This window comes from Pseudoalteromonas sp. NSLLW24 (assembly GCF_015864725.1).
GTDB classification, from domain to species: Bacteria; Pseudomonadota; Gammaproteobacteria; order Enterobacterales; family Alteromonadaceae; genus Pseudoalteromonas; species Pseudoalteromonas arctica.
The window spans coordinates 1-12537 of the sequence record NZ_JADYWQ010000015.1 but is presented as its reverse complement, the minus strand read 5'-3'; the positions used below and the strand labels follow the sequence as shown (position 1 = coordinate 12537).

Here is a 12537-nt window from a genome sequence, read left to right as displayed (position 1 = left end):
GGGTTACCATGGCTAAAGATTTTATATTACCCGATATTGGTGAAGGCATTGTTGAATGCGAAGTAGTTGAATGGCTAGTACAAGAAGGCGATACCGTATCTGAGGATCAGCCAATTTGCGATGTTATGACAGACAAAGCATTAGTACAAATTCCGGCAGTGCATGATGGCGTTATTTCAAAGCTATATTATCTAAAAGGTGAGATTGCTAAAGTACATGCCCCTTTATTCGCTATGGATGTAGCAGGTGAAAGCATTAGCAATGAAGTAGTACAAGAGCCAGTACAAGCTGAAAATAAAACTAATGATGCAGCTGATGTGGTTGAGGACTTTATATTACCGGATATTGGTGAAGGTATTGTTGAGTGTGAGATTGTTGATTGGTTAGTTGCTGAAGGCGACGAAATAGAAGAAGACCAAGCGGTTTGTGACGTAATGACCGACAAAGCATTAGTACAAATTCCGGCAAAATATACAGGCACAGTAAAAAAACTATATTACCAAAAAGGCGAAATAGCAAAAGTACATAGCCCGTTGTTTCAAATGACAATTGCAGGCAGTGCAGCAAAACCAAGTGTTGATATAAACCAAGCGGTCGTAAAGGCTCAAACTAATGCCGTCGCTGAAAAAGTTGCCCCTGTTAAAACGCAGCAAGCTGCTAAAGTTATCAATCAAAAAGCGGTTGCATCACCTGCGGTTCGTCGTAAAGCACGTGAACTAGATGTTGATTTAACCTGTGTACCAGGTAGTGGTAAAAATGGACGTATTTACAAGCAAGATATTGAAGAGTTTGTAAAAGGCGAAGTGCCAAATACTATTGATACTTCACCGCTTAATAGCGATGCTTCTCAAAGTGCAGTACAAAACCAAACACAGAATCAAAGCGGTGGCGTACGAGTAGAGCAAATTAAAGGCATTAAAGCGGCCATGGCCAAGCAAATGGTAGCTTCGGTTTCAACTATTCCGCACTTTACGTTTAGTGATGAAATAGACTTAACACAGCTTATAGCTTTGCGTAGCGCTTTAAAAGAGCAGTACAAAGCACAAGGCGTTAAGCTCACCATGATGCCATTTTTTGTAAAAGCACTCTCGCTAGCAATGAAAGAGTACCCTGTACTTAATTCTAAAGTGAACGATGAATGCTCAGAGCTTACCTATTATAACGATCATAATATCGGTATAGCGGTTGATTCTAAAATTGGCTTGTTAGTGCCTAATATTAAATCGTGCCAGAGTAAGAGCATTGTTGATGTGGCAAATGATTTAACCCGTTTAACTCATTCAGCGCGAGAAGGCCGTGTTGCACCCGATGATTTAAAAGGTGGGACAATTAGCATCTCTAACATTGGAGCTATTGGCGGCACTATTGCGACCCCTATAATTAATAAACCAGAAGTGGCTATTGTTGCGCTAGGTAAACTGCAGCATCTACCGCGTTTTGATGAAAGTGGGCAGGTTGTGAGTAAAGCTATTATGCAAGTGAGCTGGTCTGGCGATCATCGCGTTATTGATGGGGGCACTATTGCTCGCTTTAATAACCTATGGAAATCGTACTTAGAAAACCCATCGGCAATGATGATGGCTATGAGTTAATAGCTAAATTGTTAATATTTAATAAAAACCAGCTTTTAGCTGGTTTTTTGTTTTAATGTCAGCTGTTTTTAATTAAGATACAAATGTTACTAAAAAGTAATTAGATTAACCCCGTTAGGGAATATAAAAAATAACACTAAGGAAATTTCATGGAACATTATATGAACGCGTTGCGTAGCTACGCAGATTTTTCAGGCCGTAATCGTCGTAAAGCATTTTGGATGTTTATGCTAATTAATATTATTTTTTCGCTTTTAACAAGTGTTATAGATGGTATTACAAACACAATGTTCGTAAGCTCTATTTATAGCTTAGCGCTATTTATTCCTGGCTTAAGTATTGGCGCTCGTCGTTTACATGACACAGGCCGTTCAGGCTGGTGGCAGTTGCTTTGGTTAATACCAATCATTGGCTGGATAGTTTTAATTGTTTTTCTTGCGCAAGATTCGCACGAAGGTGAAAACGATTTTGGTCCAAATCCTAAAGAATTAGCAGCAGAACCAGCAACTGTATAAGTAAGAATAACTTAACATGTTAAAAGCTCAGCAATTGCTGAGCTTTTGTGTTTTTTAAATCTCATTTTTTAAATTTCAACAAAAAAATACAACCCATAACCAACTATTAATGCGGGAATAGACGTATAAAGTGTAGCTATAACTGCAGCTTTGGGCGCCATTGCTATTGCTGGAAATAACGCATCACCATCGTTAGAAATTGCGTTTCCTGCTAAAGCACTAAAGGGAATAATGCCTTGAATATAAAGCGTTGTAACAATTATTTGCGGACCACAGCCGGGTAAAAATCCAATAAGCACTGCAATTAATGGGGCCAAATAGGCGTAATGTACAAACCACGTTTTTAAATCAAGACCTGCAATGTTAACCAAAATCTCAAATAGCATAAAAGAGGCTACAACCCATGCCGTTACAAAATGGGTATCTTGTAATACTTTTATTATTTTAGAAGGGGGGTTACATGCATCGTCTTCTGACGTTACTTCTTGATAGCTTTCACCTCTTGACGAAAGTGCCCAAATACTCACAATAAATAAAGCCATTAATGCACCAAATAGCGTAATTAAAGTACTTGTGCTTGCACCAAACTGTGAAAAATCAACATTAAAGGCAATCAAAAATGCAATTATAAGGCTTGGGATAATTGCTACCATCCAAACCGGTTTACTGATTTTAATAATGTTAGTTGAGAGTATTTTAATTTGGTGCTTTTGTTCTTGCGCTGTTGGGCGTAAAAAGTCTTTTTTGTGTATCGTATTAACCAGTAAACCACTGAATGTACCCACAACTAACCCTATTCCCATAATTAACAAGCCTTCAGTAGGGCGGGTAGCAAGTAATAAAAATGCTGCATCTCCCATTGTAGCTGTTAGCACAGCAACAATAGCACCAAAGCTTGCTTGGCCTTTTGTATATTGAGTAACCACAATAATAGCGCCACCACAGCCAGGTAATGCACCTAAAACCGCTGCAAAGCTAATTTCTAAAATAGGGGACTTGGCACTTAAATAACTAAGCTCTAATTGAGGTAAGTGTTCTATAGCGTAGTAATAAATTAAAAGGGTAGCAGCAACAAACACACTCACTTGAAAAAATGCATCACTCAGTGCGGTCATTGTTATTTCGCGTAATTGCGGTATTGCGAGGCAAGTTAAAATAAATAAAGGCAGCAGTAAGCGTTTATTTTGGCTCAAAAATCGTTTTGAGGCAGGAGTAATAAAACCAATGTGAGGGAGTGAAATCATACAATGCGACCTAATAAATTAACTAGGTCACACTGTATATTCCAATTAAATGATAATCAATACCATTTGCATCTATTTAAATCGATTACTCTGTTTGAGTTTTTCGATAGCCAAATCTAAGTTAGTTTAAATTTGAATTAAAGGCTGTGATTAAATTGGGCTACTTACGCTGAAATTCAGAGTTTGTATTCCACGTTGGCCACTGATCTGTTTCAGAAATATCAAAACCTACTTTATAAAATAATTGTAAGTCTTGAACAGCACCCGATAAATCCCATTCATCACGGTAACGGTCACATGGTTGATGGTAACAACCGCGAAGTACTAAACTCATACGTTTACGGTAATTAGCCGTTTCTTCATCAGCAGCCACTGTGCCGCCACCTGCGTACATAGCCGGAATGCCCATGTTTGCAAATGCAAAGTGATCAGAGCGGTAATAGCCACCCGATGATGGTTTAGGATCGCCTGATATTGTTCTGCCTTGCTCTTTAGCCGCAGTTTCTAAAAACTCATCTATTTGTGATTTACCAATACCAACCACATTCATGTCTTTTACTTTGCCTAATAAATTTAAGCTATCCATGTTTATGTTAGCGACTGTTTTATTCCCTGCAATCACTGGATTTGCCGCATAGTATTTAGAACCTAATAAGCCTTGCTCTTCAGCAGTTACCGCTAAAAATGTCATTGAGCGGCTAGGGTGCTTTGGTAATTTAGTAAAGGCTTCGGCAACTTCAATTAGCCCAGCGGTACCCGTTGCATTGTCGTGAGCACCGTTATAAATTTGATCACCTTTACGTGTTTTGTCTGTACCTAAGTGATCCCAATGAGCCGAGTAAATAACATGCTCATCTGGTTGCTCGCTTCCTGGTAACGTAGCGATAAAGTTATACGACACCGATTTTTTAATCGTGTTTTTAATACTAACAGAAGCAGTTAAATCGCCCATATCAACATGGTAAGCACCTTTAGCAGCATTCGTTTTAACGGTATCAAAATCTAAACCTGCTTTAGTAAAGAGCTCTTTTGCTACGTCAGTTGTAACCCAGCCTTCAACAGCTACACGGTCCATATTGTTGTTTTCTTTTTGAAAACCAAACTGCTCGCCGCTCCACGAGTTTTCAACAACCGACCACGGGTAAGATGCAGGTGCTGTTTCATGAATGATAATTGCACCTGCGGCACCACGGCGACTCGCTTCTTCGTATTTGTATGTCCAACGCCCATAATAGGTCATTGCGTCGCCAGTAAATAAAGCAGGGTCTTTTGTTGCAAAACCCGGATCGTTAACCAGCATTACAACCGTTTTGCCCTTAACGTCTAAGCCTTCGTAATCATTCCAATTGTATTCAGGTGCATTAACGCCGTAGCCCACAAATACAAGTTCAGAATTTTCTATGCCTTCTTGTGCGCTTATGCGGCTGCTACCCATAACCATGTCTTTTTTGTATTGGTAGTCTTTACCACCAATACTAAGCACCATGTTCGAATCTGCTTCTAAAGAAACTAATGGCACTTCTTGTAAGTAACTGTCGCCATTACCTGGTTTTAAACCTAAAGCTTTAAACTGCGCAGTTAAATAATCAAGCGTTAGCTTTTCGCCTGGTGATGAAGGAGCACGACCACCAAATTCGTCCGATGCAAGTACTTTTACATGTTTAGCCAGTTCATCAGCTTGGATACTGTTATAACCATTTGTTACATCAGTAGGTGTAATACTTGTTGTTGCGCAACCTGCTAAAACAGCAGTGGCGAGGAGTGTGAGAGAGAAATAATGTTTCATGTCAGCTCTTTTTTTGTTTTAAGTTGTGATTAGTATATTAACTTCTATTAAGTAGAACCAGTTTTTGCGGTAAACTTCTCGTAAATTATAGGCATAAATAGTTAAAGGTTTAAATGAAGCGTTTTACTCCCCCCGAGCAGTGGCAAATCAGTAGTTTAGAAACAGGTGCATTTGCGCATTTACGTGAGCTGTTTAAAGTTAACGAACTAACAGATTGGCCGGCGCCGCAGTGGTTTTCTCCATTTTTAACCGCTATTAATGCGAATAATATTCCTATTACTTTTAAAGATGATGCAAAGGTAGACTTTGGCGATCGTTATTACGAACAAGTTATTTTTGAGACGGGTGTTGTACCTACACGCAGTGAGAATTGGCATGACTTATTTGGTGGCTTTATTTGGTGTTTATTTCCTAAAACCAAAGCACTTATTAACCAGCGTCATGTGCAAGATATAGCTGAACATGGATTACAACAGCGTACTAAGCATCGTAATGCGCTAACGCTCTTTGATGAATGTGGTGTTGTATTAGCTATAAGTGATAGTAAATGGCAGCAGTGGCTTTGCGATCATCAATGGAAAACAGCATTTGTTGAACACAAACATGAGTGGGGTAAAACAATAAAACCTTTTATGTTTGGTCATGCAAATTACGAAATGCTTACTAAACCTTATATAGGCTTAACAGGTAAAGCGTTATTTGTTTGTGTACCTAATGAAATATTTTGTAAAGATTTAGTAACTCAATACCAGTACCTTGACCAAGCCCTTTATGAGATGATTAATACAGATAACTGCTTAGCTGATAACAAACAGCTTTCACCACTGCCTTTATTAGGTGTGCCAGGCTGGCATGACGAAAACAAAGACGACTCTTTTTACAACAATACAGATTATTTTAGAGCGAAACGAAGGATACGAACATGATAGAAGTTGCTGGGCTTAAAAAGAAATTTAAGCTAACTAAAGATCACAAAAAAAATAAAATAGACGACATCGACCCTCGTGAAGATAAAGATTACTTTCACTCAGTACGAGACGTAAGCTTTAGCTGCGCGAAGGGTGAGGTACTTGGATTACTAGGACCCAATGGCGCAGGTAAAACAACAACACTTAGAATGATATCAACCGCATTAAAGCCCGATGAAGGTTCAATAACAATTGCTGGAAACGACATTGTAAAAAAACCGTTATTAGGGCGTAAGTCTATCGGTTTTTTATCAGGTTCTACCGGCTTGTATGGCCGCTTAACCGTAAAAGAAAACATAGAGTATTTTGCAAAGCTTCACGGTATGAGCAAAAGCGATATAGCAACGCGTTGTGATGAGCTATTTACATTGCTTGATATGCATAAATTTGTAGATAAACGCGCTGAAAATCTATCAACTGGTATGAAACAAAAAGCGAATATCGCTCGTGCTGTTGTACATCGCCCAGCAGTAGTGGTGCTCGATGAGCCAACAACGGGTCTGGATATAATGACCACGCAAACCGTTATTCAATTTATTAAGGGTTTAAAGGCGCAAGGTACTCCTGTTATTTTTTCTACCCATCATTTAGATGAAGTTGCACTTTTATGTGACCGAGTCGCTGTAATTAACGAAGGTATTAGCTGCTTCGACGGAACAGTAGATGAATTTAAACAAGCAGGTAATAGTGATGAGCTTAATCAAGCGTTTATGAACATATTAACGGAGAAACATGATGTTTGAGGTATTTAAAAAGGAATTAAGAGAGTTATTACGCGACAAAAAAACGCTATTATTTGTTGTTGCGCTCCCTGTCGCTATATTTCCGTTATTGTTTGCTGTAATGGCATTTATAAGCTCACAAGCAGCAATGGACGCAGAACAAAAAGTAAATACGTATGCCATTATCAATGGTGAATACGCACAAGAATTTACTGACAAAGTGTTTTATCACAAAAGTTTTGAGCTTTATAAAGGGGCTAAAACCTTCAATAACATTGAAGAGCTCAAAGCTGGCGTTATAGCTGGCGATATTGATATGGGTATTTATTTACCAAGCCATGCTGAGCAAACACTAGATAATGGTGAACAAAGTCAGTGGCAGGTTGTATTTAACGATTCAAAATCTATCAACTTTTTATTCGAACGCGTCAAAGAGCTCGCAAAAGAATACAGTGACGTGCTGCAAACTCAAAAGCTAATCAGTTTTGGTATTGAAGAGTCTGTTCAAAAATCCATTCTTAACCCAATTGAAGTCATTAAAGTAGATACAGCCGATAAACGTGAAAACCTTGGCGAAAAAATTGGCGGGTTTTTACCTTACTTACTTATACCATTAGTACTAATGGGGGCTACTTATCCCGCTATTGATTTAGGCGCTGGCGAAAAAGAACGCGGCACACTAGAAACACTCCTACTTACACCTATTACGCGTACAGAGCTGGTGCTTGGTAAATTTATAACTTTGTTAACTACATCCATTGCCTCCACAACCATAACGGTCTTGAGTATGGGCTGCTGGATAGCACTGGCGTTAGCATTTGCTGATCTTGATTTTATTAAAGCGGCATTTAGTACATTAGCGGTAACCGATTTACTGATGATATTTGTACTGCTACTACCTGTGGCTGCTATATTCTCAGCCTTAGCTTTGGCTATATCTATTTATGCACGTACGTTTAAAGAAGCGCAAAACTACATGGCTCCGCTTAGCATGGGTGTATTTTTCCCTATTATTATTTCAATAATGCCAAATATGGAGCTTACTGCTAAAACAGCATTCATTCCTGTTACAAACGTGGCTTTAGCGATTAAAGAAATAGTAAAAGGGACTGTTGATTACACATTTGTGGGCTTAATATTTTTAGCTACTGCAATCATTGCGGCTGGTCTACTGGCATTTTGCGTTAAATGGTTTAACAGAGAAGATGTACTATTTAGATAATATAGATTTAGCACTCTAAAAATATAAAAGGTAGCATTGGCTACCTTTTATATTTTAAAGGGATAATCGGTTGAAACAACTACTTTATAAGCTGCGTGAGTCAATACGGGAACGCGCATTCATTTATAATTCATATAGAGAGTGCGCTCTAAATAAAACTAATGATTTAGTCTTTTTATTATAAAAATTATAACGATAACTGATTAGTTAGATGGTCCAATTCTTTCGTTAATGCTCTATACTAATAACAATAAAAATTTATGGTGAAGGTAAATGTTGAAAAAGAATAATTTTTTGAATGTGACAAAAAATAATAGACTAATGCTCGTTGCAACAATAATATTTGTTCTTATAGCTTTACCATCTCTGTATTTGTTTGACCAAAAAGTAAGAAGTGATGTTTATAATTCAGCCCAAATAGAATTAAAACGTGAGCTTGAAACAAAAAGCCTTTCACTAAAAAACCATCTTAAAGATAGTGTTACCGCTATTCGCTTTTTAGACGCAACGCCCCCGATTAAAGGCATTACTCGCGCCACTGAAAACAAGAAAATAGATCCCTTGTTAGGCACGCACATTGACGTTTGGGAAGAACGCTTAGCGAGTATTTTTAGTGGTTTTATGCGCACAGATGACAGCATACTTCAGGCTCGCTATATTATTCTCGCAGATGGTGGACAAGAAGTTGTCAGGGTTGATAGAAACCAACTCGGAGAAATTAATCGACTGCAAGGCCTGCAATTACAAAAGAAAGGCCAACGCGATTACATGATAAAAGCGAGTATGCTCGATAATAAAAGTGTTTATATTTCTCCTATTAACTACAACCGTGAAAATGGGCAGATACAAGAACCTTATATAAGTACTTTTCGTGTAGCTAAGCCTGTTTTTGATGAAAAAAATAAAATTTTTGCAATATTAGTCACTAACTACTTTGCTGATAAATTAATAAAAAGTTTAACGGTTGAATCTCCACAAGGAACACAAATTTACCTAATGAATAATGAAGGTGAATTTTTATATCATCCAAACCCTCAATTACGCTTCGGTTTTGAATTTAATAAAGCACAAACATGGACTGAAGAATTTTCTACTGCAACCACAATGGCAGAGCAAGGCACTTTACCGCTAAGTAGTTACCCAATTGCTTACACGTTAAAAAAGCGTATTTCGCTTGATGGTGATATTGCCATGTTACCTTTAGAGCTTGGTGTAAGTGTTGATACTAAAACGTTGTTTGCAAAGGTGAACGAAAGGCGTCAAAACTTTATTGCAATGCTAGTAGTATTTTTTAGCGTATTTTTAGTTATTGCCTTTTTATACCAACGTTTTATAAACCGTAAGTTGTTAATTAATTCTCTAAAAGAGCAAAACAATAAAGTAATAGAAAATTCTCTGGATGCTATTTTTACAATTGAGCAAAACGGCGAAATTGTTCACTTTAATAATACAGCTAAAGAAATTTTTGGTAATTCAATCTCAGGCACTAGCCCTGACTTTGTTTCTTTATTTAACTTAAATGAAGCCGATAATAACTGTATAGAAGAGACTATTTCAAACGGAGCAAAAATGCCTTTTGAAGCTATCTACACAGATGGTTATGGCAACAAACAATACTTTTCAATTACGCTCAGTAGTATTTTTGATGTCTACAATAACCGTTATCAGGTAGCGGCTATTTTAAGAAATATTAGCTCATTAAAAAATACTCAATCAGAGCTTGAAGGCTTAAACAGTACTTTAGAGCTAAAAGTATCACAAAGGACTGTTGAGCTAGAGCGCGCAATTGATCAAGCATTAGCAGCGAGCCAAGCAAAAAGTGACTTTGTAGCAAATATATCTCACGAAATACGCACACCGATGAATGGCGTTTTGGGTATGCTTGAAATGCTCAAAGAAGATGGCTTAAGTGAACAACAATACCATTACTTAAAATTAGCTAATAGCAGTGCTAACTCTCTGATGAATTTGATTAACGATATTCTCGATTTTTCTAAAATAGAAGCGGGTAAGCTTGATATTGATAATCATACATTTGATGTTGTTACAGTATGTAGCGATATGATTAGCTCTTTAGCGTTACAGGGCCAGCGCAAAGGTCTTGAAGTGTTTTTAGATACAAAAGATGTAGTAGATAGAATGGTTATTGGCGACAGCCATCGACTTAAACAAATTTTAATTAACTTAGTTAATAATGCATTTAAATTTACTCACCGAGGTGAAGTAAGTTTAACTGTCGGCTCTAAGTACATTACCGACTCAAAGTTATTAATGAGCTTTACAATAAAAGATACCGGAATTGGTATAGCGCCAGAGAACATAGACAAACTATTTGAAGTGTTTACACAAGAAGATTCAAGTACAACCCGTCATTTTGGTGGTACAGGCTTAGGCTTATCTATATGTAAAAAACTTGCTCAGTTAATGGGTGGTAATATTACGGTTATAAGTGAAAAGGGTGCTGGTAGTACCTTTACCGCAACAGTTGAGCTACATGTAGCACAAGAGAAAAAGCTAAACACAGGTATTGAACTTGCTACAAGTATTAACGTAGCGGCATTAATAGCGCGCGATAACGTTTATAAAAACGTGTGCGATTTATTGCTACTAACCTGTAAAGTAAATGCAGAAAACATTGTAAGACTCGACTACTTTAGTGAGCATAAAGAGTTTGAAGCTGACTTATTATTGATTGACGATGAGCATCCTCAAATTGATGCGTTAATTGATTACTGTAAGCAGTTTAATAAAAAGTACGTCTTAATTTTACGCGACATGGTGACCGATAAACCGACTAAAATGATATTACCTGAGGGTAGCCACATTCTAAATAAACCGCTTACCCAAGATCAATTTAGCTATAAGTTAGCCAGCTTATTTGGTGCCAGCAATGATTGTATTATAGCGCCACCAAAAGGCTTAACAGAAGAACAAGTAGAGCCTGACTTATCTGCTTATCATATATTATTAGTAGACGATAATATGATTAATATTGAAGTTGCTAAGGCGATTTTAAAACGCACTAAAGTAAAAATCACCTGTGCATCAGACGGTGTAGAAGCATTAGAAGCATTGAGAGAAAACACAGAGCAAGCTTTTGATGTTATTTTAATGGATTGCCAAATGCCTAATTTAAATGGCTACGATACAACAAGTGAAATCAGAAATAGTAAGGCCGGGGTAGACTACACTTACATACCTATTATTGCTATGACAGCAAGCGCGATGGAAGGTGATAGAGAACGTTGTTTAACTGCAGGCATGAACGACTATATTACTAAACCAATCAAGCCAAGAACGCTGAAAGATAAGTTAATCACCTGGCTAAGTTAATCGTGATTAAATGAGAATCAGCTGCTTATGCAGCTGATTCTTTTGGTTTAGCATCCGTTGATATATTTAACTTTGTTATGTCGGCGCTATCGAGTACGGTTTGTGTGTCTGACCAATGTAGTAATTCAATTTTTCCATCTTGCTGCTCTACCAGCGCCGTACAACTCTCAATCCAGTCCCCATCGTTACAATACATAATTCCGTCATCTACTTTTATTTTGGGATGATGAATGTGTCCACAAATAATACCGTCTACGTTTTGTTTTTTAGCTTCATGAATTGCGGCATCTTCGAAGGCTTTAATCGCTTCACGTGCTTTGTGTACGCGAGCTTTTATCCATGATGCAAGCGAGTAGTAATTACCACCAAATAGCTTTCGAATACGATTGGTCCAGCGGTTTAAAAATAATAAAAAGTCGTACCCTGCATCACCCGCGATACTAATAAGTTTGTTATAGCGTGTCGCGGAATCAAAATCATCACCGTGTACGAGTAAAAAACGTTTATTAGCTTTAGTGGTGTGAATAAACTGCTGGTGGATTTCAATACCAAATAACGTTTGATTTATATAGTTTCTAAACGTTTCGTCATGATTACCGGGAATATAAATGACGCGTGTACCGCTAGCTGCTTTTTTTTGTATAGAGTTTAATACTTGATAATGCGAAGGGTGCCAATAAAACTGACGTTTCATTGACCATAAATCAATAATATCACCCACTAAATAAAGTGTGTCGGATTCTACCGAGTTTAAAAAATCGAGTAAGTAATCTGCTTTACAGTCTTTGTAACCTAAATGAACATCAGATATCCAAATAGCAGGGTAGTGTTGCTTCTTAGTGTTTGCGCCATTACTCATTTTCATTCCCTAAAGTATCGAGTGTAATAGTTAAATAACCAGAACTTTGGTTAAGAGATTTACTAAGGTATTGAATCATGGTGATATTTAAATTTATTTTCTCTAGCCAGAGATTTTCAGTGAAAACAAGGCGAATTTACGCGTCAATAGCGAGCCTATTGCAAGTAAATTCAACGCAGTTAGCGCTGAAAATAGCTGCTCGAGATAGATTTATTATCCAGAGTTCATATATGGTCTCCTCCAGTATTGCAAGGTGTCATTCAACGATAGCAGGGACAGGTTTGCTGTCATATATA

General features: G+C 37.6%; 9 protein-coding genes. 6 read left to right on the top strand and 3 right to left on the bottom strand.

Annotation, left to right across the window (positions count from 1 at the left end; translation table 11 throughout):
- Window positions 1-8 precede the first annotated feature (8 nt).
- On the top strand, window positions 9-1592 hold the full coding sequence (locus I6E72_RS14780) for a dihydrolipoyllysine-residue acetyltransferase (protein WP_197112886.1): 1584 nt from the start codon (window positions 9-11) through the stop codon (window positions 1590-1592).
- A gap of 149 nt (window positions 1593-1741) precedes the next feature.
- The gene (locus I6E72_RS14775) at window positions 1742-2107 is read left to right on the top strand and encodes a DUF805 domain-containing protein (RefSeq protein ID WP_024607762.1); all 366 of its coding nucleotides are present in this window, start codon (window positions 1742-1744) and stop codon (window positions 2105-2107) included.
- A 68-nt stretch (window positions 2108-2175) separates the two neighbouring features.
- On the opposite strand, the gene I6E72_RS14770 is transcribed toward I6E72_RS14775, so the two are convergent.
- A complete protein-coding gene (locus I6E72_RS14770; RefSeq protein WP_197112885.1) occupies window positions 2176-3351 on the bottom strand; it encodes a putative manganese transporter in 1176 nt (391 codons plus the stop codon).
- A gap of 160 nt (window positions 3352-3511) precedes the next feature.
- Window positions 3512-5137: a M28 family metallopeptidase gene (locus tag I6E72_RS14765; protein WP_197112884.1), complete on the bottom strand. Its 1626-nt coding sequence runs from the start codon at window positions 5135-5137 to the stop codon at window positions 3512-3514.
- Between the two features lie 113 nt (window positions 5138-5250).
- On the opposite strand from I6E72_RS14765, the gene I6E72_RS14760 reads away from it, so the two are divergent.
- The 4 genes from I6E72_RS14760 to I6E72_RS14745 all read left to right on the top strand — a co-directional run bounded on the left by I6E72_RS14760 (window position 5251) and on the right by I6E72_RS14745 (window position 11382).
- On the top strand, window positions 5251-6063 hold the full coding sequence (locus I6E72_RS14760) for a DUF3025 domain-containing protein (protein WP_024607764.1): 813 nt from the start codon (window positions 5251-5253) through the stop codon (window positions 6061-6063).
- A complete protein-coding gene (locus I6E72_RS14755) occupies window positions 6060-6848 on the top strand; it encodes an ABC transporter ATP-binding protein (RefSeq protein WP_165735190.1) in 789 nt (262 codons plus the stop codon). Before I6E72_RS14760 ends, I6E72_RS14755 begins: the two co-directional genes overlap by 4 nt.
- A complete protein-coding gene (locus I6E72_RS14750; RefSeq protein ID WP_008171197.1) occupies window positions 6841-8049 on the top strand; it encodes an ABC transporter permease in 1209 nt (402 codons plus the stop codon). The genes I6E72_RS14755 and I6E72_RS14750 overlap by 8 nt, the downstream gene beginning before the upstream one ends.
- Before the next feature lie 321 nt (window positions 8050-8370).
- Entirely contained in the window at window positions 8371-11382 is a 3012-nt protein-coding gene (locus I6E72_RS14745; protein ID WP_033027746.1) for an ATP-binding protein, read from the top strand.
- 25 nt (window positions 11383-11407) lie between these two features.
- Here the strand turns inward: I6E72_RS14745 and I6E72_RS14740 are convergent, their stop codons facing one another.
- A complete protein-coding gene (locus I6E72_RS14740) occupies window positions 11408-12241 on the bottom strand; it encodes a UDP-2,3-diacylglucosamine diphosphatase (protein ID WP_024607766.1) in 834 nt (277 codons plus the stop codon).
- Between the last annotated feature and the right edge of the window lie 296 nt (window positions 12242-12537).

Bases quoted from the DNA above. Each gene is read 5' to 3' on its own strand.
- I6E72_RS14770 (WP_197112885.1), bottom strand. From the start codon at position 3,351: ATGATTTCACTCCCTCACATTGGTTTTATTACTCCTGCCTCAAAACGA.
- I6E72_RS14740 (WP_024607766.1), bottom strand. From the start codon at position 12,241: ATGAGTAATGGCGCAAACACTAAGAAGCAACACTACCCTGCTATTTGG.
- I6E72_RS14775 (WP_024607762.1), top strand. From the start codon at position 1,742: ATGGAACATTATATGAACGCGTTGCGTAGCTACGCAGATTTTTCAGGC.
- I6E72_RS14765 (WP_197112884.1), bottom strand. From the start codon at position 5,137: ATGAAACATTATTTCTCTCTCACACTCCTCGCCACTGCTGTTTTAGCA.
- I6E72_RS14750 (WP_008171197.1), top strand. From the start codon at position 6,841: ATGTTTGAGGTATTTAAAAAGGAATTAAGAGAGTTATTACGCGACAAA.
- I6E72_RS14755 (WP_165735190.1), top strand. From the start codon at position 6,060: ATGATAGAAGTTGCTGGGCTTAAAAAGAAATTTAAGCTAACTAAAGAT.
- I6E72_RS14780 (WP_197112886.1), top strand. From the start codon at position 9: ATGGCTAAAGATTTTATATTACCCGATATTGGTGAAGGCATTGTTGAA.
- I6E72_RS14745 (WP_033027746.1), top strand. From the start codon at position 8,371: ATGCTCGTTGCAACAATAATATTTGTTCTTATAGCTTTACCATCTCTG.
- I6E72_RS14760 (WP_024607764.1), top strand. From the start codon at position 5,251: ATGAAGCGTTTTACTCCCCCCGAGCAGTGGCAAATCAGTAGTTTAGAA.